We start from the raw sequence: 22,067 nt of genomic DNA, 5'->3' as shown, positions 1-22,067 counted from the left end.
CGCCGGGAGGAGCGTATCAATCACTTCTCTTTCATCTGCTGCAATATCGGGCCGCACTGGTTTTCTTCGTTATCACTCGGGGAAATCAGTGCGAGCAATGCCGCTGCAGGAGCGACTACCGCGCCGAGCGCGATAGCGGCGGCACCCCGGGCGATCAGCGGGCCGGGTTTGACACCGGCGTCCGGATTTTTATACGTGCCACGAACATACAGCGGTGAACGCAGCGTCAGAATACGCACCCCCTTACTTTCCGGGTTGATCGACAAATCCAGACGTTCCTTCGCCATGTTGGTGCTACCGGTGATATTGATGACAGCATTTTCGGTATCGAACACAAACAACCGTGGCGTCACCAGCCCGTTTTTAACGTTCACGTTGGCGGCGGCGCAGTTAATCGCGACTTCGTCATCGCCGAACAATTTGCTGACTACGTAGTTCCCCACGTTCAGCCCGGCCAGTTCCATCAGACCGCGGCTGATCACGCCATCATTGATGAGGATTTTCATGTCGCCGTTGCTGGTGCCGAGCAATGCGGCGACCGAATTCCCGGTGCCGGTCAGCGTCGCATCACCGTTCAAATCGCCCAGACTGCGCTCCATCGACTGCACGCTGGGCAGCAACTGTTTCAGTTTGAGCTTACGCGCATGAATATCCGCACGTGCCTGCATCGGCGATTTGTCGCCTTCCAGCCTGATGGTAGAATTGAGATTACCGCCCGCCACGCCAAAACGAAGCGGGTCGAGCAGGATTTCACCGTCGGTGAGTTTCAGGTGCGTGCTCAAATCGCTCAGCGGCAGCGATTTGCCGTGCTCAATACGCTTGGCGCTGAATTTCACATCAGCGTCCATCACGCGCCAGCTTTTGGTATCAAACTTCTCAACCGGCAGCACTTTGTCGGCAGGCTGGCGTGTCGTTTCGCCGCGTTTCGCTTTATCCGTATTGGAATCGGCCCCGATCAGTGGCGCAAGATCGGCGAATCGCAGCTGTTTGGACACCACATCGCCGGTCAGTTTTGGCCTTGGTTTGGTGGCCTGATACGTCAGCGAACCGTGGACATCGCTGTCGCCAATTTCACCGTTAAAGTTCTGATAACGGTAAGTCGCGCCGTTTTTATCATGCAGCGTGGCCGACAGATGGCCGTCGGTGGAATACGGCGGCGTTTGCGGCAGCAGGACGCCGGTCAGTCCGTACAAATCAGACAGCGTCTGCCCGGAGAATTTCAGGCGCAAATCCAGGCCGCCGAGGTTCATCGGATCCTGCAATGTCCCGGCCACGGTGACGCGGGTTTTCCCCGAACGCACATCTGCCTGTAACGGGAACAGCGCGTCAGGGTCTTTCAGCGCCAGCATTCCACCAATTTTCCCGCTGCCCGACAGGGATTCTCCGTTGTATTTACCGTCCACTTTCCAGCCAAACACGTAAGGCGGGGTTTTGGTTTTCGGCGCATCTTTCTTATCGCCCACCACTTCCGTAAACGGCAGCGGTTTACCCAGCGGATCAATCACGGCGCGGAAATCGGCTTTCAGTTTGGCGTCTTTATAGTCAATCTGCCCGCGATCAAACACGATATCGTTGAGGGTAAATGACCACGCGGACGGCGGTTGCGCGGGATCTTTGGTGTCGCTGTTGGCGAGGTTAAACGTCCAGTTATTTTTGCCATTATCCAGACGCAGCAACGAGGCATCCGGCTGTTTCAGCCAGATACGCGGGATCAGCACTTCTTTATGCAGCAGCGCGAGCGGCGCAATACTGGCATCGACGCGGGCAAGTTTCACCATTTGCGCGTCTTTTTCACCGGTCTGAACGTCGGCAGGGTTTCCGAGCACGATATCTTCCGCATGGATGTGAGGCCACGGAACCCACGCGCGCCAGCCCGCTTCATCTTTTTGCCGCGACCAGTCCACCCCTAAATCACCGCGAATGGCGAATTGCCGGTTAAGCTCAGTGCTGACTTTTTGATTTATCGTGGGTTTGAGGCGGTTCCAGTCGAACATCGCGATGAAAATTACGATGGCAATCAACAGAATAACAATCACACCGACAACCCAGGAGATCACTTTACCTGTGCGCGTCATAACGCTGTTCCTTTCAAACAGTTAACGAATCCCGAGGTTTAACCATAGTTGAATTCGTCGCAGCTTGCCGGAAACGGCCTGCATTAGGAAGGATAAAACGTGAAGGAGAGGCAGTGGTAAAGCCTTTAAAATCAGTGCGAAGATAATGCATCACACCACATCAACTCACCCGGCATTTTGAGACTTAGCCTCAGCAAGTTAGGTGTGATTCATTATCCTTTGAAATGTATTGGCAGATTATCCAGATGGTCGAAAACAACCGGTCTCGCGAGATAATAGCCCTGAGCGGCTAGCGCATCAGAATTACGCACCATGGCCCATTCTGCGGCGGTTTCGACCCCTTCGATAATCACGCCTTTGCTGTAGCGATTCATCAGCGTCACCAGCGTGTAAAACAGGCGCGAGCCTTCCTCGCTCTGGCCCAGCAGAATAAACAAATCGCGGGCAATTTTGATGTATTCATAGTGCCAGGTGGTGAAGGAAGAGAAGTTGGCAATGCCCTGACCAAAGTCGTCGAGCCACAACCGGTCAGACTGCTGAATCTGCGATAACGGAATGCTCAGCGCATGCTCAGCACTTTCGACCAGCTCAAAACGGACGTACGGCATCGCGTTGATTTGCGCTTGCAGCGCAGAATCAGACTGCAACATTTCCAGCACCTGGCCATCAACGTTGATTGAAGCGAGTAACTCATTATCAATGAACAGGTTTTGCCAGCGCTGTAAAAGGTCGAGCTGTTCCTGAACGATTTGCAGGCGCTTACCGACGGCGATCGCGACAAAATATTCTTCGGGCGAAATAAATTTGTGCGGGTTCGCAGGGTGAAAAACCCCGGTCAGCAGTTCAATCCCCAACAGTTTTCCAGTGGTGCGATAAATAGGCTGAAAACGGTACACTCTCTGACATTGACGCCAGTAAGACTGTGCTTTTACGCGTTCGATGGCGGTAAAAGAAGGCGTAATCAGCCCTAACATCATCTTAGTTATCATATTTTTCTGCCGTCATGAATAAGAATCAGATCATCAGGGGACATGCGGCAACATGTGTTGCGTGACTACAAGGTGATTAGTAGCCCGATTTCCTGGCTTTCATTAGTAGAGATATCTATCGGCGCTGCGCGGGGAAACTTTAATCACTCAGCATTTATCGCCGCTCTGCCCGCATAAAAAACCAAAAAGGCCGGCTGGCAGTTGTTTTCATCAGCTTCTACAGTGGGGATCTGGCCCCCCCAATATCCCTTTTACTTACCCTATACGGAGAAAAAAATGCCCTACGTAAACATCAAAATCACCCGCGAAGGCGCGACCGCAGAACAGAAGAAAACACTCATTGCCGGTGTGACTCAGTTACTGGCCGATACGCTGGGCAAGAACCCGGCCACGACCGTCGTGGTTATTGATGAAGTCGATACCGATAACTGGGGCATTGGTGGCCGCCCTGTGACCGAGGTACGCAGAGAACGTCAGTAGCGCCCCTGCTACGCCTCAGGTGGAAGTCCTGTTGCTTCCACTTTTTCCCTCTTTTTATTTCGTTTTTTTGCTTCCCGCCTAAAAAAATAAAACCTCGTTTTAATTTATTTGACTGACCGCATTCTTATGAAGAGACTAGAGCGCAATAATGACGGTCTTTTCTTTCCTTTCGTTTTAATGCTTCAGACATAGGCCAGGTACAATGACCAGCAAAAACATTGCCGTTATCGGCGAATGCATGATCGAATTGTCTCAGAAAGGCGATGCCCTTCACCGCGGTTTTGGTGGCGACACGCTGAACACTTCTGTTTATATTTCCCGCCAGGTTTCGCCAGATGCGCTGAACGTTCACTACGTGACGGCGCTCGGCAATGACAGTTTCAGTAATGAAATGCTGGAAGCGTGGCAACAGGAAGGGGTCCACACCGCGCTGACGCAGCGTCTGGAAAACAAATTGCCTGGCCTGTATGTGATTGAAACGGACAGCACCGGCGAGCGCACGTTCTACTACTGGCGCAACGACGCCGCTGCGCGTTACTGGCTCGACAGCCCGCAATCCGAAGAGATTTGCCAGAAGCTGGCGACGTTTGATTATCTGTATCTGAGCGGGATCAGCCTGGCAATTCTGAACGATGAAAGCCGTAAACGTCTGATGACGCTGCTGCAGGCCTGCCGTTCACGCGGCGGCAAAGTCATTTTTGACAACAACTACCGTCCGCGCCTGTGGGCCAGCAAAGAGCAAACGCAGGCGGCATACAACGCCATGCTTTCCTGTACCGATATCGCGTTCCTGACGCTTGATGACGAAGATATGCTGTGGGGCAAAAAACCGTACGATGAAGTGATTGCCCGCACCCATGCGCTGGGCGTCAGCGAAGTCGTGGTGAAACGCGGTGCAGACAGCTGCATCGTGTCCAGCGCCGAAGGCGATCTGCACGACGTTCCGGCGGTTAAGTTACCGAAAGAGAAAGTGATTGATACGACGGCGGCAGGCGATTCGTTCAGCGCCGGGTATCTGGCCGTTCGGTTAACCGGCGGCAGCGCGGTGGAAGCCGCAGTGCGCGGGCATGAGACGGCGAGTACCGTGATTCAGCATCGCGGGGCGATTATCCCGGTGGAGTTTATGCCAAACCGGGCATAAGGGCGGTTTTTCGCTTGCCAGCGGGGGCGCTTGCAGCGTACGGCCGGATCGAGGAAGTTTCGGTTTTTCAATAACAGTTATCACTTAACGACTCGCGCCGAAACCGACCAAAAGAGGGAAGTGCTTTCCCTCTTTTGGATTTCTCCCCGCTTTTTCAACAAGCGCTATCGCTCGCTGGCTATGTTTCAGCCACGACAGTTATTGCCGCGAAATCTTGCCGCTACGCGGTTCCCTTGCTCGGTTTCGAGCCACAGGTCTCGAAACACTTCGCTCGGCAAGCTTTCTGAAAGCGGCCGGAGGCTTATCTAAATTCAACAGCATTCTGTTTTCTTGCTTAACTTCAGGCGAGAAAATTCACTCGTTTTATAATTAACATTCAGTAGTGAGGTTGTGAATTAGAAAGTTTGTGGCCGCTTTCAAAACGACGTCGAGTGAGTGGTGAGAAACAGCGAGAGTCTTTTCCGAGCAGGTTCGAACCCGAAGTGAGAGTACCGCGAAGCGGCGGAGTTTGCGGCACTAGCCGGAGTTACTGAAAAAATGCCAGCGAGCGGAGCGCGTGTTGAAAAAGCGTGGGGAAATCCAAAAGGGGAAAAGCACTTTCCCCTTTTGGTCGGTTTGGGCGCAACAAGCTAAGCGGTCACAGCAATAGAAAAACCGAAATACTCTCGGTCCGGCCGTTCGCTGCAAGCGAGATCCCGCTGGCAAGCGACAACCCTTATTGAGCAGTCGCCGCCGCCGGGGCATCCCCCACCGGAGCAACATCAGCCGGTGCCATGATCTTATCGTAAAGCGCCCGCAACTCGCCGGCATTCACCTCGGGTTCCCCTTTCGGCTGTGCAATGAGCAACGCCGGGTCACGCGATAACTGCTGTTTGAGTTCCTGATTCAGTACCGGCAAGGTCAGCGTGGTAAGGAACTGCTGACGCAATTGCTGATATTGCTCAGGCGCGATGTCGACAACGCCATTTTGCTGCGAACGTAAACGCTGGCTCATCAGCACATCGGTATCGGTGCGCGCGTAAGTGGCGAAAAGTTTGCTCAACTGATCGTTTTTCTGCGCAATCAGCGCATCAAATTCAGCTTGAGAAATCCCTTTGTCACGCACGACCAGAAGTTCTTCGGAAAGACGCTTAAACAGTTCGGTCAGTTTTGCCTGCGACGCATCGATACGGATGGCGCACTGCGCACGCTGATACTGCACGTTGCAGTCAAAACCAAGGCCAGGGCCCGGTGTTGTGGCGTCTTTTTTGCTTTCGAAAGCGCTTTTCAGGGCTTCCTGAAGATGCCAGAACAGCGCTTCGCGGGCCAGATCACTTCGCCAGTAAGCGGCCAGCGCCTGCGAATCCTGAATCGGCTGCCACGCGTTATCCCACATTAATGAGAGACGATCTTGCGCCAGATTGCCGTCCATCGTGGTCATGGATTTGGTGGTGACTTCAGACAGCGTCGGCAACGTTTGTGGCGTCTGACGGCTGCCCTTCAGCGGCGAGAATGTGCGGTTGATTTGTTCACCCAGCCCGCGGCTATCGACATTACCCACCACAAACAACGTCATGGCATCCGGCGTGTACCACTGATGATAAAACTTCGTCAGGGCTTCAATATTGACCGGTTTGGACGGCAGCTGATCCGGGCTATGGCCGACCAGCGTTGAGCCGAGGATGCGGGTACGCCACCAGGCATCCTGCGTATTTTGCGGCAATGAACCCACCGGATCCTGCGATTCCTGGCGTGCCGCGCTGACCAGCGCTGGCGTCACGGAGATTTTACCCGCCGTATTCGCCAGCCAGTTCAGCGCATCTTTCAACAACTCCGGGCGGTTATTCGGCAGACTCAGGTTATACATCGTGAAATCATAGGAACTGACCGCGGGCGGCAATGGCCGTTGCGGATTGATACTTTGCTGCCACAGAGATTGTAACTCAGACGTGCTGAAGCCTTCGCTGTGCATCAGCGCCAGACGCGGCAGGAAATGGGCGTAGCCCGTCTGCTGGGCAGATTCTGCCAGCGAGCCGGTGCGAACCACCAGACGTAATTCGATACGATCGCTTGGACGTTGCGGCGTGGTCAGCAACTGCCAGGTAAATCCATTATCCAACTTGCCCTGCTGCCAGGCCGGGTCAGGTTGTAATGCTTCAGCTTGCACATGACTTGCGGCCGCTGCCAGCAACAATCCACCAACGAGTAAACGGATTTTGGTGCCCTGCATGTGAACCCCTACGTAATAACACTCTAATGTTCAAATATGCTGTCCTGCCGGTGTCGCTCGACGAGCCCACAGGAACTGAAAGCGTAAGTTAAGGACGTAAATTACAGCCCTTCGTTAGACCGCGCGTTTTTCGCAATGTCGCGAAGCCCGTGAAAATATTCTGATAAAAAGCGCCGGAGGTGGTCTTTGAGGGAGTTATTATGAAGATAATCCACCGGTTACATCAAGTAACCGGTGGTTATTAGGGGATTTTGAGGCTAAATAAATGCGTTTTTCGGAACGCTTAGCGATATTTTCGTCCGTTCAGAGACCATTATTCAGAAACCAGACGCCGATTTCTCCGCCTCCGTCAGGCCTTTCTGACCATTCAGGGTTGCTTTTAACTGGCCTTCATCCAGCTGACCACACCATTTTGCCACCACGATGGTCGCCACGCCGTTACCGACCAGATTGGTCAGCGCGCGCGCTTCAGACATAAAGCGGTCGATGCCCAGAATCAGCGCCAACCCGGCAACCGGTAAGTGACCGACCGCAGACAACGTCGCAGCCAGAACAATAAAGCCGCTCCCGGTCACGCCCGCTGCCCCTTTCGAAGAAAGCAGCAGCACAACAATCAGGGTGATCTGATGCCAGATGTCCATGTGGGTATTGGTCGCCTGCGCGATAAACACCGCCGCCATGGTCAGATAAATCGAAGTACCGTCCAGATTGAACGAATAACCAGTCGGAATCACCAGACCCACCACCGATTTCTTACAGCCCAGACGCTCCATTTTATCCAGCATGCGTGGCAGCGCAGATTCAGAGGACGATGTGCCCAGCACGATCAGCAACTCTTCTTTAATGTAGTTAACAAACTTGAAGATACTGAAACCGGTGAAACGCGCGATAAGTCCCAGCACGACCACGACGAACAGAACACAGGTCAGATAGAAGCACAGGATCAGCTGACCGAGCTGCACCAGTGAGCCGACGCCATATTTACCGATCGTGAACGCCATCGCTCCGAAGGCCCCTAATGGCGCGAGACGCATAATCATATTAATGATGCCGAAAATGACCTGCGAAAAACTCTCGATGACGTTGAAGATCAGCTGGCCTTTGTGGCCCAGACGGTGCAGCGCGAAGCCAAACAAAACGGCAAACATCAGAACTTGCAGAATGTTTCCGCTGGCAAATGCGCCAATGACACTCGACGGAATGACATCCAGCAGGAACGGAATAATTCCCTGGCTCTGTGCCTGTTCGGCGTAAACAGCGACCGCTTTGGCATCCAGCGCCGCCGGATCGACGTTCATTCCCGCGCCTGGCTGGACGATATTCACAATCACCAGACCGATAATAAGCGCCAGCGTACTGACGATTTCGAAATAGAGCAGCGCAATCGCCCCAGTGCGCCCCACCGCTTTCATGCTTTCCATGCCCGCAATGCCGGTGACCACCGTACAGAAGATGACAGGCGCGATGATCATTTTGATTAATTTAACAAAACCATCACCCAATGGTTTCATTTGGGCACCAAGGTCGGGATAGAAATGCCCCAGCAAGACACCGAGGGTAATTGCCAGAAGAACCTGAAAATACAAGCTCTTGAAGAGTGATTTTTTCATAAATACCCATCCTGAAGTGATTGCGCCGCCTTTTGTTTTTGTAAGGTCAAAGGTAATAAGCGGCAGCAGGGAAGTAACACGCACACAACATGATGGAAATATTTCGTTTCGCACTGCAATAACGGGTCATGAAAAACCAGAGCGGAAAGCATTCAGCATTCGGTAATGTAAGTAAAAAAAGTAAAAGCGGGGAGAAAATCGACGGACAGGAAGGGTTTTCCTGCCCATTAACAGGTTCAGAAGGACTGACAGAACTTCTGTTCGAACTCTTCTTTTGAAAGCGGGGCGGAGAATAAATAACCCTGCCCGAACTGGATATTTTCTTTCAGCAGCCACTGACGCTGCACCTCGGTTTCTACGCCTTCTGCAATCAGCTGAATATTCATCGCACGACCAATCGACGCCACAATATTCACCATCACCTCATCGTCCGGCAGCACGCTGACAAAACTGCGGTCAATTTTGATCACATCAATAGGCAAAGAACGCAGACGGTTGAGATATTCCAGCCCGGAATAGCCCAGGCCGAAATCATCCAGCTCAATGGATACGCCGACGGCGCGGAGTTCACTGAGTAATAACAGCGCGCGATCTAAATCATCAATGCGCGCCGTTTCGGTAATTTCGAGCACCAGTTGGCCCGGATTAATTTTGTAGCGACTGAGCAGGCTGCGCAACTCTGGCAGGAAATTACGTTGCTGAACCTGAACGCCGGACAGATTCACCGAAAGGGGCAACGTAATGCCGCGCCCTTGCCAGTCGGCAAGAATGCCGCAGCCCAGTTCGAGAATTTTGTAACCCAGCATGCTCATCACGCCGATTTCTTCAGCCAGCACAATAAAATCACTTTCCAGTCCGTAACTGCCGTTGGCCATTTTTCTACGCAACAGCGCTTCAGCGCCCACCACAGTGCCGGTTTCCATATTGACCTGTGGCTGGATGAACAGCGTGAAATCGCTCTGTTCCATCGCGTGCAGAATTTCGTTTTCCTGCAACAGGCGCTTCTGAATTTTTTCTGTCAGTTCCGGTTCGAAGAACAGAATCTGGTTTTTCCCCTGCTGATAAGCCGACACTCTGGCGGCGCGCGCATTCATCATCAGTTGCTGCGCGGTCACCGGCGTTTCGCACGTGTGCTGGACAATGCCAATACTGCCTGTCGGGTGCAGCGACATATTGCCGGAGTCGCTTTCCTGCGGCGCATTGATGCGCTCCATAATTTGTCGTGCGAGACGCATCGCCATAAATGGCCGCGGCACATTGCCCGCCAGCAATGCAAATTCGTTATAACTTAGCCGTGCCAGCAAACAGTTTTCTGGCAGTACATCCATAATGGAAGAGATCAGCGGGCAATCAACATGTCCGTCGTCACGCAGACTTTCAATTCCAATCAGTAACAGATGGAAGCCTTTCTCAGCCTCGGAGGAATGCAGCCGGTGTTGCAGGCGCAGCATAAATTGCTCTTCATTATTGAGACTATTTTCCGGAGGCAGGAGCGCATCATTCATATTCTGCTGCATCTTCTCCAGTTGCTGCTGATTGCGGTTATAACTGCGCACCAGCATGCCGATTTCATCGTCTTCATGACGTTCCGGCATCACTAACTGATGATAAGGCACATCGCTTTCCGGCAGTGATTCCAACTCACTGGCGATAGAACGCAACGGTTTGACGATCAGGCGGTTTATGACCCAACTCAGTGAGATGGTGAGGATCAGCGCCAGCAGCAGATAGGTTGTCAGCATGGTCGAGAGTGCGCTGACGATAAACTGATACATGCGGTACGAATCTGCCTGAAGAACCAGATACGCCAGCGGTTTGGGTGCTTTCGGGCTGGCAGCTGCAGAATAAAGAGGAACAGAAATAGTGACGGGCAGATTAAAACTGCGCGTGACCCACTGCGGCACCGGCCTGCCAGCCGGGAAATGCGTGTGTAACGCCGCTATTTCATTGGGCATCACGACGTCGGCACGACTGAGTATTCCGACCGGTTGCAGGGTATTAAGGATGTCCTGCGTTTCTTCAAGATCAACATCCAGCACGGCCTGAGACAGCGGCTCACGCACAGAATGTGCAATGTTTTCAAGTTGCTGGGCGTAATCATCCCTCCGCTGTTGCACAAAGTGAAACAACTGGATGACGATAAAAATACAAACGGCGATTGCAGCAATACTGGATACCGCCGCCATCTGCTTAATCGTTAACGAACGCCTGACCCGCAACTTATTTCTCCATCAACTGCCGGGCTGATTTGCCCCGCATACACTAACAGGAACGGTACTTCTGCGCAGTATACCTTATAACCGGTTATTTCGAGGTGAATCACAATGTTTTGACTATAAAAAACAACACGTTTGATGAGCAGCATCTACACTCATTATTCCTAGGGGTATTTCACTTGCGAAAACAAACATTACGGGATGTAATTGAATACGTAGCAGCGTAATAAGATTCCGGCTTCAGGATAATTAATGAAGATTGCGTGCTGCAGATCACATCAATGGCAAATGATTAATCTGCGCTAACGCAAAAAATCAGATAATTAATATCAAAAACCTTCTGTGACAGCCAGTTATCTTTGGGGTGTTATTTATGCGTGAAAATCCTATTTTTTGTAAAAAGTGCTCTATGCTGTAAAAGAGCTGATATATTAAGACGTGTCTGATTCCCACTAAAAACTTAAAGAAAATTAAACTGTTCACATCATTTGCTAGCGGCCTTTTAGGGGCGCTTCGACGCTCAGAAAATACTGATGTATATAATCCTAGCGGGCGGGATTTATGAATAAATATGACGACATTAAACGTTTTATGGATAAAACGAAGTTGGAACAGCTTGATTATAAAGAGCTTAACGAGAAATCAACGGGTGAATCCATTACTGGTTCTATGAATCAGTGGACGTTGATTAAACAAGTGTCAGCCAGCGAAGAACCGGCAGGGCCTCTCGACAATGGCCGCACGACACAACCCACGCCGCAATCTATTTCTGCCGATGAGTTTTCACTCTCTGCATCGCATCCGGTGAACGAGATTCCGTTCACGCCAAACCCGATGAATCAACAACAACCGTTGCCACAGACCCCGGTTGTGCAGCCCGTGGAACAACCTCAGGCCGCGCCAATGTCATCGGAAGTTTCCGCGCCAGCGGCCGGTTTTGGTTTGCTTGACGCCCTGCGTGAAACGCTCCCTCCGGTGGCGCCGCAGCCTGCTCCCGTGCAGGCCACGCAGCCCGGAAAACATCAGCCGGTTCACACGGCGCCGACGTTCCACGCCCAGTCTGTCATTCCTGACAACGGCGGAAGTCTGCTTGATTCCTTGCGTAAAGTGATGCCGGAAGCGCCTGTGCAACCAGCCCCCGCGCAGCCGGCATCGGTTCGCAGTCAGCCCGCACAACCTGCAGCACCGGCGTATCAATCGGTTCCTGCACACAAGCCGGCACCGCACAGCCCGCCCGCAACCAGCACAGCGCCCGTTTCACACACATCCCCGGCGTCTGCTGATGCTAACCAGCGCTTTAAACAAATGTTTAAACAGCGGGCTCCGCAGCCTGCTGGCGCTTATTTACATCGCGACACACCGCTTCAACCCCTGTTAGAGATGATTGCCTCATGCCGTTAGTTTGCGTTTGTTCACCGAAAGGTGGGGTAGGAAAAACCACGGTGGCCTCGAACCTGGCCTATTCGCTTGCCCGCAGTGGCAGCAAAGTTCTGGTCATCGATTTTGATGTGCAAAACGCCCTTCGCCTTCATTTTGGTGTGCCTATTTCCGATACCCGCGGCTTTGTCGCCGGTTCAGGCAATGAATCCGACTGGAGTCAGTTTATTCTCAAAGCGGGTTCAAATACGTTTGTATTACCTTACGGCGAAGTGACAGAAGACCAGCGTCTGGAATTCGAACATCAGTTAGCCAGCGATCCGCATTTTTTACAGCGGGGTTTAAATACCGTACTGAATTATCCGGGTTTAATTATTATTGCCGATTTCCCTCCTGGCCCAAGCCCGGCGTTAAAAGCCGTTCAGGCGATTGCTGATTTACATGTTGTAGTCATGTTAGCCGACACCGCTTCATTATCTTTACTGCCATTAATGGAAAAAAATAAATTAATTGGTACACCTTTGAATAATAAGAAGGGTGAATATTACGTCGTTAACCAAAGTGACACGCGCAGAACATTAAGCCGGGACGTAACACAATTCTTTGAACAACGTCTGAACGAAAGATTATTAGGCACGATCCACAGGGATGAATGTGTGCCAGAGGCAAATGCCTCGCAGCGCTCTATTATTGATTTTAGTCCGGTATCGGCTTCGGCATTTGATATTGAACTGATCAGCAAGAAAGTCGCCGCCATTTTAGGAATTAAAGTCGGTGATGGTGAATTACACGCCGCGCCTAAATCCGGCAGTTATTAACTATCACTGTTAACAGCGACCCCAAAGCGATGAATAAATTCCTGTTTTCCTTACTTGTGCTTCTGCTGCTGCCGGTGGCAGCAGTGATCATCATCACCCCTATGGACAGCCAGAAGCAGTACATTTTTGGTCTGATCAGCATCGGGCTGTTATTTCTGCTCGGCATCAGCAAGAGCCGTCGCATCAGCGTGGTCATGGTCATCATGTCCATTATTATGTCGACGCGTTATATTTACTGGCGCGCGACAGAAACGCTGCATTTTAATTCAACGATAGAAGCCATCTTAGGGATCGGATTATTTCTCGCCGAACTGTATGTCTGGATTATTTTATTGCTGGGCTACCTGCAAACCACGTGGCCGCTGAAACGCACCATCGAGCCGTTGCCGGATGACACCTCGCTGTGGCCGACCGTGGACGTATATATTCCGTCTTATAACGAAAGCCTGGATGTGGTGCGCGATACCGTTCTGGCCGCGCAATGTATCGATTATCCGAAAGACAAAATCAAAATATACGTGCTCGATGACGGTAAGCGCGACGAATTCGCCGTGTTCTCCGCCGATGCGGGCGTGGGTTATATCACCCGTAACGATAACTCCCACGCGAAAGCCGGTAACCTGAACCATGCGATGAAACTCACTAAAGGTGAGCTGATTTGCGTGTTTGACTGCGACCACGTCGCGACGCGCGCGTTTTTGCAGGCCACCGTCGGCAGCTTCCTGAAAGATCCGCGACTGGCGCTGATTCAGACGCCTCACTACTTCTACTCGCCGGATCCGTTCGAACGTAACCTTTCCGCTGGCCGCACCATGCCAAACGAAGGCGCGCTGTTCTACGGCCCGGTTCAGCAAGGTAACGATAACTGGAACGCCACGTTCTTCTGCGGTTCGTGTGCGGTTATCCGCCGCGTGGCGCTTGAAGAAGTCGGCGGTTTTGCCGTTGAAACCGTAACAGAAGATGCGCACTCCGCGCTGAAAATGCAGCGCCGTGGCTGGAATACCGCGTTTCTGGATATTCCGCTGGCCGCCGGTCTGGCGACAGAACGCCTTGGTCTGCACGTCATTCAGCGTACCCGCTGGGCGCGTGGCATGACGCAGATTTTCCGCGTTGATAATCCGCTTCTCGGACGTGGCCTGAAATGGCAGCAACGCCTGTGTTATCTGAACGCCATGCTGCACTTCCAGTTTGGACTGCCGCGCGTGGTGTTCCTGACCGCCCCGCTGGCGTTCCTGCTTTTCAACCTGAACATCATTTCCTCGTCCGCCAGCCTGATTTTTGCTTACGCGCTGCCGCACCTGGTGATGTCGCTGTATATCAACTCCCGCATGAATGGCCGCTTCCGCTATACGTTCTGGGGTGAAATCTACGAAACCGTCATGGCTTTCCACCTGATCCTGCCTACGCTCGTCACGATGTTCGCGCCAAAACGCGGGAAGTTTAACGTAACCGATAAAGGGGGCCTGCTGGATGTCGGCTTCTTTGACTTCAACATCGTCAAACCGCACCTGATTGTCGCCATTCTGATGATTATCGGCATTGGCTACGGCGTGGTTCGCGCGATTTTCCATGATTACTTTGCCATCGATCCGAACGTTATTGCCCTGAACGTTGCATGGGGCAGTTTCAGCGTGCTGATTTTGCTGGCGGCGATTGCCGTAGCAAAAGAAACCCGTCAGGTGCGTAAAACCATCCGTATTGATGTCGCCATTCCGGCCATCATTCATTACGCAAATGGGATTTCATTGCGCACTACCACGATTGATATGTCGATGGGCGGCGTGCAGCTGGTGACGCCGGATGTGCGTTACATCGACGAAGAAATTGAAGAAGTGGAAATTCAGCTTTCCTCCGGCGCAGAGAGTTTCCCGGTGACGCAAATCAGCGGCAACAAAGAACGCCTGCGTCTGCAATTTGAAAACCTGCCGTTGTCGAAACGCCGCGAGCTGGTACGCGTTGTGTTATGCCGTGCTGACGCCTGGATTGGCGAAGAGTATCCGCCAGACAACCCGTTCAAATCTCTGGTCAGCATTATCCGTTGCGTGTTTGAGCTGTTCTACAACACCTGGAAAGAGCGCCGTGCCAAAAATAAACCCGCTGACGCCACCAGCAAGAGTGAAGCAGCATGAATCGACCACGTAAACAGACCGTAAAGCGCCGTTTATCTGCTGTGCCGGGTGTGTCCTTGCTCAGGAAAATCTCCGCGGGGGTATTGCTGACCTTCAGCAGCCTGCCGTTTACCCATGCGGAAGACGCCGCCGCGCCCGCCGTGGATCCGGCGACCACCCTTCCCGCTGCGCCATCGTGGTTGCCGCCTGTCACCCCGATGCCGGGCGAGAGTGCGCCTGTCAGCGCAGCAGCCCCGATGGCGACGGCTCCGGCGGGCGATGCCCCTCAGAGCGACACCACGCCGGTGAATACCAGCGCAGTACCCGCCACCACAGATCTGTCTGCGCCACCAGTCATTCCGCTGGTTCAGCCGGTGACCAGCACTATCACCGTGGCTGAAATGGGGCAAACCAACGGTCTGACCCTCAGCGGCGGCCAGTTGCAGTCCGGGATTATCTTTACGCTGCCTGCCGATGAAGTGGTCACCAATGCCCACTTGTCGCTGGCACTGAAAATTTCCCCGGCGCTGATTGCCCGCGATACCACGCTGGAACTGATGCTCAACGGTCAGCCGCTGGGCAACCTGCCGCTCAATCAGAGTAGCAACGGCGGCGATGTTTACGATCTGGATATTCCGTCAGCGATGGTGGTATCCAACAACAACCTGAGCTTCCGCGTGCATGACAGCAACACCATGACCTGCGAGAAAGATCAGTCGGACAAATATTGGGTCACGATTTTGCCGACCACCAGCATTGGTCTGGAAGGTCAGCAGCTCAATATTGGCCGCAATCTGGGCAACTTCCCGCGTCCGTTCTTTGATGGCCTGCAAATGCAGGAATCGAAAATCACGATGGGCTTCTCGGCGACGATGAAACCCGGCGATGTCAGCGCAGCGGCGATGGTCTCTTCTTATCTCGGCATGTTGTCCGATTATCGCAGCGTCGATTTCCCGGTCATCCTGAACGATTTACCGGATCAGAACGGCATTCTGTTTGGTAAACCGGGCGATAAAATCGGTTCACTGACGTTACCGGCCAGCAATGGCGCGTCGATTCAGATTATCGATAACCCGATCAACCCGGTTTATAAACTGCTGCTGGTGCTGGGCAATGACGATAACGAACTGCGTCAGGCGGCTTACCGCCTGATCAGCGGCGGAATGCCGAACAATGCCGAACGTCTGGATGTAGCGCAGCAAACTATTCCGTCGAGCAAACCGTATGACGCACCGCGCTGGATTGACACCTCGCGCCCGGTCACGCTGGGCGAACTGGCGGGCAAAGATCCGGATTCCCTGATTTCCAACGGGATTTACCACGACGGCATTCAGGTTGCCTTCCGCGCCGCGCCGGATCTGTTCATGTGGGATGGCCACAACATTCCGGTACGCATTGATTACCGTTTCCCAACGGAGAACTGGATTGATGAAGACAGCTCGCGCCTCAATGTGTCCATTAACAACAACTTCCTGCGCAGCCTGACGGTGAACAAAGTCGGTCTGGTGGAAAACATCTGGCGTCGTCTGGGCGGTGACAGCCGTCAGGAACGTTATACCCTGCAACTCGCACCGTACCTGATTTACGGGGATAACCAGCTGCAATTCTATTTCGACATCAAGCCGAAAAAAGATGCGCCGTGCAGCATTCTGACCAGCGACAACATCAAGAGTCGTATCGATCCAAAATCCTTCATCGACCTGAGCGGAAGCTACCATTTCGCGCAGTTGCCGAACCTGTCGTATTTCGTCGGTGCGTCTTATCCGTACTCCAAACTGGCCGACTTCACCGACACGCTGATGTTGCTACCGGAAGTGCCTTCTGCCGATGAAATCCATACGCTGCTGAATCTGGCCGCACGCGCCGGGAAAGCGACGGGTGTATCGGTGAATCACGTGCAGGTCGCCTTTGGCCTGAAAGGCGATGAAAGAAATAACGCGTTGTTTGACCGCGATATTCTGGCCGTCACTACGCTGGGTGATACGCCGTTCAACCAGCAACTGCTGGCGGATTCACCGTTCAGCGTGAATGCCGGTTCGATGGGTGTGAAAACGCCGACCGAAGTGCAGCGCATCGTGGCGTGGCTCACCGGCGACTGGTACCGCCAGCCGGTGGATGCTGACCGTTATCTGTCCTCAACCGGCGCATGGCGTGGCTTCGTCAGCTACCGTTCACGCTGGTCAAACGATCACGTCGTGGTCGTCGCAACGGGTACGGACGATCAGCAACTGCTTAAAATTCATAACGACCTGAAATCGCCGAAAATCAACGCCAACGTGCGTGGCGATCTGGCGATTATTACCGATGACAATGGCATCCGCAGCTTCTCTGTCGGCCAGCAATTCCCGACCGGCCAGATGCCGTGGTACATGATGGTGCTCTGGTACGCCAGCACGCATATCGTGATCCTCTCGCTGATTGCCACACTGGTTTCACTGCTGATTGGCCTGAGCCTGTTCGTCGTGTTGCGTCGTCATGCGGCTAAACGTCTGGGTCAGAAATGAAAAGCGTCGTCTTTATAACAAAAACAATGAAGGTAGCCGTTACTCCCGGCTATAACCTGGCGATTACCGGAGCTGGAAAATGAAAAAACATAAACTGTCGCTGGCGGTGATCAGGGCTATTTATCTGGTAGGGATCGCCGGAGTTGCAAGTTTCAGTGCCACCACGTTTGCCGCGGATACCACTAATCCGGCCATGAAAGCCCTGTTTGATCAGGCCGCTTACTGGCATGAACGCGCCCATGATGATCTGGCGAAAGATGCCTTGCAGAAAGTCCTGCTGGTCGAGCCGAATAACGCGCAGGCGTTGTACCTGATGTCGCTGTATTCGATGCAGAGCGGCGACAAAACGGCAGCGAACCAGTGGCGTCAGAAGCTGTCGAGCGTTTCACCGGACGACCCGCGTCTGGCGTCGCTCAACAGCGCCAAAGCGATGCAGTCCATTCCTCCGGCGCAACTGGCATCTGCCCGCCAGATGGCGGCGCAGGGTAACGTCAGCGGCGCGCTTTCGGCCTATCGCACTATTTTCAACGGCAACCAGCCGCTCGACAGTCTGGCGACCGAATATTACCTGACCATGGCGGGCGACAAATCGCTCCAGCCACAGGCCATTCAGGGTTTACAACAGCGCGTCGCCGCCCGTCCTGACGATACGCAGGCGCGTCTTGGATTAGGCAAAGTGCTGACGTATCAGGAATCGACCCGCCGCGACGGGATCAAACTGTTGAGCACGATGGCCGGTTCCAGCACGGAAGCTGACCGCTCGCTGCGTCAGGCGTTGTTGTGGATGGCACCGCAGGAAGATGACCGCGATTTGTATCAGGGCTATCAGGCGCGTCATCCGAATGACACCGCCGTGATGGCGTACTTCCAGAAAAACATTGGCGGCGCGGCGAAGGGTCAGGGCTTTACGGCGCTGAACAGCGGCGACGTCACCAGTGCGAAAGCCAAGTTTGAAAGCGTGCTGGCCGACAACCCGAACGACGCCGATGCACTGGCCGGTCTGGGTTACATCGCGCAGCGCAGCGGCAACTTTGAAGAAGCGTCGCAGTACCTGAGCAAAGCCGCCGCGCAGGGCGGTGCGAACAGTGCGCAGCTGAGCAATCAGGCGCAGGATTCTGCGTTTTACGCCCAGCTGGCGAAAGCCAAAGACGCCGCCGCGTCCGGCAGTTATGACGCCGCGCTGGCCGCCGTCACACCGCTGGCGTCAGTCGGCGGGGAAAAAGGTCAGTCAGCCGGTTTATTGCGTGCAGATATTCTGCGCCGCAAAGGCGATCTGGCCGGAGCGGAACAGCAGTACAGCGCACTCGGTGACAACGCCGACGCCCGCGCAGGGCTTTTCTACGTGCTGCGTCAGCAAAACAAAACGGCTGAGGCCAATCAGGTTCTGAAAACCCTGCCAGCCAGTTTGCAGGCGAAGATGAATCCGCCGACCGTGGCCGATGTCATCGAACCGATGCGCCGACAGGCCGCGCAGGCCGTCGCCAACAACGATCCACAGCGCGCACTGAATATTCTTCAGCAGGCGCAGGAACGCCAGCCGTCTAACGTCTGGGTAAAACTGGATATGGCGCGCATTCTGCAATCGCAGGGGCAAACTGCGCAGGCGCAGTCCATCATGGCACCGTCTTCGCGTCCGGGCGCGTCATCGGCAGACCTTTACGCCGCCGCACTGTTTGCGTCCGAAACCAAAAACTGGGCCACCGCCAACGCCCTGCTCTCGCGCATTCCGCGCAGCAGCCAGAATCAGGGTATGCGTGAACTGGCGCAGCGCGCCAACTTCAATGCACAAATGGCGGATGCCGAGAATTATCTGCAACAGGGCAATACCGCCGCGGCCGCCAATACCTTGCGCGCACTGGCGCAAAACCCGCCAACGGCACCAGCCGATGTCGGCGCGCTGGCAAAAAATCTCGCGGCCACCGGGCAAGTTCCGCTGGCCGTGCAACTGGTTCGCCAGAACATGCGTCAGGGCGTGAACGGCAATGCGGGCGATTATGCTGATCAGATCACCGTGCTCAACTCCGCCGGTCTGGGCAACGAAGCGCAGGCTTTCCTGCAAAATCCGCAAATTCAGTCAGGCACATCCGCAACCGCGCTGGCCAATCTGCGCAACGGATACGTGATCACTCAGGCCGATCAGCTGCGTGAGCAGGGACAGTACGCCGCCGCTTACGACAAACTGGTCGTCGCACTCCAGGCTGATCCGCAAAACCGCGATCTGATGCTGGCGATGGCGCGTCTTTATCAGTCAGGCAAACTCAATAAGCAGGCCGGTCAGGTTTATAACTATCTGATGCTTAACGATACGCCGACGCAGGATGCACGCGTCGGTGCCATCAACGTCGCACTGGGTGAAGGCGATAATAAACGGGCGCAGGAACTGTTAACCGGTCTGCGCGGCGAACGTACGCCGGACCGTTTGTTGCTCGAAGCCCGTGTGGCCGAAGCACAGGGCGATCACCAGCAGGCGCTGGCGTTACTGCGTTCCGCGAAGGGCAAGATGATTGGTCTGGAAGGCGCAGACAGCACGGCGCAGGTGGCCGGATTGCAGATCAGCGACAACCCGTTTATCAACCGCTCAACCCGAACTTCACCGGGCCGTCCGGCAACACAATCTTCTTACGGCACGGTATTGCCGTGGCAGGTCTCTGATCAGGTTTCGGTGCCGGGCAATATTCCGACACCTGCCGTACCCACCGCCGTCGCGCAGCGTACCGCAACGGAAAAACAGATCGACGACATGCTCGACGATTTACAGGGCAAAACCGCGACCTGGGCGCAGGGCGATATGTCGATTCGCGGGCGTGACGGTGAAAGCGGCCTCAGCCAGCTGACCGAAGCAAAAGCACCGATGACCTTTGCTTTCGTGCCGTTTGATACGTCGCGTCTGAGCATCGGCGTCACGCCTGTTTCCCTCAGCGCAGGCAGCCCGTCCGGCACCGGCAATAGCCGGTTTGGTCAGGGTGCGCTGGCGCAGGCACAGTCGGCGCAGAAAGACGTGGCCGCCGCAGCCGCAGCCGCCGGTCTGGATATCGCAAACTACAGCACCTTTGCCAAATTGCAGGCAGCCGCAGCAGCTAACTCCAGTACAAACTGTACATCGACTAATGCAACGTCCGATCAGTGCGTGGCCTACAACACGATTACCGGCACCGATCCGACAACGTATTCCGCTCCCGCTGCAGGCAATCAAAGCGCGACCGGCGTAGAAGTGAACGCCGCGCTGACCGGCGACAGCTATAAAGCGGATATCGGCAGTACGCCGCTCGGACAGGATCTGAACTCACTGGTCGGTGGCGTGCAATGGGCACCGAAACTGACTGATTTCACCACGCTGCGCCTGACAGCTGAGCGCCGTGCGGTCACCGACAGTATTTTGTCTTACGTCGGCACCAAAGATAACTACAGCGGCAAAACCTGGGGTCAGGTCACCAAAAACGGCGGTAGCGTTAATCTGTCCTATGATGACGGCGACGCCGGTTTCTATGCCGAAGGCGGTTACTACAGCTATCTGGGTAACAACGTGAAGAGCAACCAGTCGGTGAATGCCAACGCCGGGTTGTACGTCCGTCCGTACCGTTATGACGACCGCGAGCTGAAAACGGGGATCAACGTCGGTTACATGAACTTCGACAAGAACCTCAGCTACTACTCCTACGGTCAGGGCGGTTACTTCAGCCCGCAGAACTACGTCAGCGTCTCCTTCCCGGTGGAATACACCCAGAAGTATGACGACTGGGATCTGAAACTGTCAGGCGCCGTGGGTTATCAGTCCTATTCTCAGGATAAGAGTGCGTACTTCCCGAATAACCCGGACTTGCAGAAACAGCTGGAAGATTTGGTCGCAGAAGGCTACGGCACAGAAGCGTATTACGGCGGGAAAACGCAAAATGGCATCGGCTGGAACGCAGGCGTTGGCGGTAACTACCATCTGAATAAAAATATGCAGATTGGCGGAAAAGTTGGCTACGATACTTTCGGTGATTACAACGAAAGCACCGCGCAGGTCTACTTCCGTTACCTGATGGGCCAAAATTAAACCCGGTGGAATAAAACCATGCAAGAACAGAACTATGCACAAGTTGCGCAGGAATATTACCGCCAGCGTCACACCACACCAGGCTGGCAAAGCCTGGTGCAGGTGCTTTTTTCAGGTATTCTGGCGTCGGCCGACGATGAAGATGGACGTCGTTTTATCACACTGATGGGCAATAATCTGGCCCGTCAGCATGCGCTACCGGCTTCTTCAACGCTGGGTGAACTGGAAGATAACATCAACCACATTCTCAGCCATTTTGACTGGGGTGTGGTGAAGCTGGAAGCCACGCAGCAACAGCTGGCGCTGGTACATATTGCCTGGCCGGTGTCGCCGCAAGGACAGGATGACGAATTATGGCGTATCGCCCTGATTTCGTTGTTTGAAGGCCTGTATGCTGAGTGGTTGTTATCACAAGGCGGACAGCCTTATGTTCCCCTGCGCTGGCAGGAAAGCACACCGGAAGGCGCCTTTGTTTTCCGCTATCAAAATGGTTTGTAAGGA

General features: G+C 54.0%; 13 protein-coding genes. 8 read left to right on the top strand and 5 right to left on the bottom strand.

The window, feature by feature from the left end; translation table 11 throughout:
• Positions 1-20: 20 nt before the first annotated feature.
• Complete coding sequence (locus ACLBVC_RS12055; protein ID WP_410149797.1) at positions 21-2,075, bottom strand: AsmA family protein; 2,055 nt, start codon at positions 2,073-2,075, stop codon at positions 21-23.
• Between the two features lie 212 nt (positions 2,076-2,287).
• Positions 2,288-3,064, bottom strand: a complete 777-nt coding sequence (gene pdeH, locus ACLBVC_RS12050) for a cyclic-guanylate-specific phosphodiesterase (protein WP_410149796.1) — start codon at positions 3,062-3,064, stop codon at positions 2,288-2,290.
• Between the two features lie 276 nt (positions 3,065-3,340).
• On the opposite strand from pdeH, the gene ACLBVC_RS12045 reads away from it, so the two are divergent.
• Both ACLBVC_RS12045 and kdgK read left to right on the top strand, forming a co-directional pair.
• Positions 3,341-3,544: a 2-hydroxymuconate tautomerase family protein gene (locus ACLBVC_RS12045; protein ID WP_410149795.1), complete on the top strand. Its 204-nt coding sequence runs from the start codon at positions 3,341-3,343 to the stop codon at positions 3,542-3,544.
• Positions 3,545-3,746: 202 nt separating this feature from the next.
• Entirely contained in the window at positions 3,747-4,685 is a 939-nt protein-coding gene (kdgK, locus tag ACLBVC_RS12040; protein WP_410149794.1) for a 2-dehydro-3-deoxygluconokinase, read from the top strand.
• Between the two features lie 715 nt (positions 4,686-5,400).
• Here the strand turns inward: kdgK and ACLBVC_RS12035 are convergent.
• The 3 genes from ACLBVC_RS12035 to hmsP form a co-directional block, all read right to left on the bottom strand.
• A complete protein-coding gene (locus ACLBVC_RS12035; RefSeq protein ID WP_410149793.1) occupies positions 5,401-6,894 on the bottom strand; it encodes a M16 family metallopeptidase in 1,494 nt (497 codons plus the stop codon).
• 317 nt (positions 6,895-7,211) lie between these two features.
• Positions 7,212-8,504 carry a dicarboxylate/amino acid:cation symporter gene (locus tag ACLBVC_RS12030; protein WP_410149792.1) on the bottom strand — a complete coding sequence of 431 codons (1,293 nt, stop codon included), beginning with the start codon at positions 8,502-8,504 and terminating at the stop codon, positions 7,212-7,214.
• Between the two features lie 236 nt (positions 8,505-8,740).
• Positions 8,741-10,723 (bottom strand): biofilm formation regulator HmsP, encoded by a 1,983-nt coding sequence (gene hmsP / locus ACLBVC_RS12025; RefSeq protein ID WP_410149791.1) that lies wholly within the window; start codon positions 10,721-10,723, stop codon positions 8,741-8,743.
• 558 nt (positions 10,724-11,281) lie between these two features.
• Between hmsP and ACLBVC_RS12020 the strand changes: the two genes are divergently transcribed.
• The 6 genes from ACLBVC_RS12020 (at position 11,282) to bcsD (ending at position 22,064) form a co-directional block, all read left to right on the top strand.
• The gene (locus tag ACLBVC_RS12020; RefSeq protein WP_410149790.1) at positions 11,282-12,121 is read left to right on the top strand and encodes a hypothetical protein; all 840 of its coding nucleotides are present in this window, start codon (positions 11,282-11,284) and stop codon (positions 12,119-12,121) included.
• Entirely contained in the window at positions 12,112-12,915 is an 804-nt protein-coding gene (bcsQ, locus tag ACLBVC_RS12015; RefSeq protein ID WP_119825464.1) for a cellulose biosynthesis protein BcsQ, read from the top strand. The genes ACLBVC_RS12020 and bcsQ overlap by 10 nt, the downstream gene beginning before the upstream one ends.
• A gap of 29 nt (positions 12,916-12,944) precedes the next feature.
• Positions 12,945-15,044 (top strand): UDP-forming cellulose synthase catalytic subunit, encoded by a 2,100-nt coding sequence (gene bcsA, locus ACLBVC_RS12010; protein WP_410149789.1) that lies wholly within the window; start codon positions 12,945-12,947, stop codon positions 15,042-15,044.
• Positions 15,041-17,527, top strand: coding sequence for a cellulose biosynthesis cyclic di-GMP-binding regulatory protein BcsB (bcsB, locus tag ACLBVC_RS12005; RefSeq protein ID WP_410149788.1), 2,487 nt, complete (start codon positions 15,041-15,043; stop codon positions 17,525-17,527). The genes bcsA and bcsB overlap by 4 nt, the downstream gene beginning before the upstream one ends.
• A gap of 79 nt (positions 17,528-17,606) precedes the next feature.
• Positions 17,607-21,566: a cellulose biosynthesis protein BcsC gene (locus ACLBVC_RS12000; RefSeq protein WP_410149787.1), complete on the top strand. Its 3,960-nt coding sequence runs from the start codon at positions 17,607-17,609 to the stop codon at positions 21,564-21,566.
• A gap of 18 nt (positions 21,567-21,584) precedes the next feature.
• On the top strand, positions 21,585-22,064 hold the full coding sequence (gene bcsD, locus ACLBVC_RS11995; protein ID WP_195814880.1) for a cellulose biosynthesis protein BcsD: 480 nt from the start codon (positions 21,585-21,587) through the stop codon (positions 22,062-22,064).
• Positions 22,065-22,067: the final 3 nt, after the last annotated feature.

It is taken from the genome of Rahnella selenatireducens, from assembly GCF_046449555.1.
In the GTDB taxonomy this organism is placed as follows: Bacteria; Pseudomonadota; Gammaproteobacteria; order Enterobacterales; family Enterobacteriaceae; genus Rahnella; species Rahnella selenatireducens.
This window is presented reverse-complemented; position numbering and strand designations above follow the sequence as displayed.

Excerpts from the sequence above, each read along its gene's own strand:
- ACLBVC_RS12055 (WP_410149797.1), bottom strand. The coding sequence starts at position 2,075 with ATGACGCGCACAGGTAAAGTGATCTCCTGGGTTGTCGGTGTGATTGTT.
- pdeH (WP_410149796.1), bottom strand. The coding sequence starts at position 3,064 with ATGATAACTAAGATGATGTTAGGGCTGATTACGCCTTCTTTTACCGCC.
- ACLBVC_RS12045 (WP_410149795.1), top strand. The coding sequence starts at position 3,341 with ATGCCCTACGTAAACATCAAAATCACCCGCGAAGGCGCGACCGCAGAA.
- kdgK (WP_410149794.1), top strand. The coding sequence starts at position 3,747 with ATGACCAGCAAAAACATTGCCGTTATCGGCGAATGCATGATCGAATTG.
- ACLBVC_RS12035 (WP_410149793.1), bottom strand. The coding sequence starts at position 6,894 with ATGCAGGGCACCAAAATCCGTTTACTCGTTGGTGGATTGTTGCTGGCA.
- ACLBVC_RS12030 (WP_410149792.1), bottom strand. The coding sequence starts at position 8,504 with ATGAAAAAATCACTCTTCAAGAGCTTGTATTTTCAGGTTCTTCTGGCA.
- ACLBVC_RS12020 (WP_410149790.1), top strand. The coding sequence starts at position 11,282 with ATGAATAAATATGACGACATTAAACGTTTTATGGATAAAACGAAGTTG.
- bcsQ (WP_119825464.1), top strand. The coding sequence starts at position 12,112 with ATGCCGTTAGTTTGCGTTTGTTCACCGAAAGGTGGGGTAGGAAAAACC.
- bcsA (WP_410149789.1), top strand. The coding sequence starts at position 12,945 with ATGAATAAATTCCTGTTTTCCTTACTTGTGCTTCTGCTGCTGCCGGTG.
- bcsB (WP_410149788.1), top strand. The coding sequence starts at position 15,041 with ATGAATCGACCACGTAAACAGACCGTAAAGCGCCGTTTATCTGCTGTG.
- ACLBVC_RS12000 (WP_410149787.1), top strand. The coding sequence starts at position 17,607 with ATGAAAAAACATAAACTGTCGCTGGCGGTGATCAGGGCTATTTATCTG.
- bcsD (WP_195814880.1), top strand. The coding sequence starts at position 21,585 with ATGCAAGAACAGAACTATGCACAAGTTGCGCAGGAATATTACCGCCAG.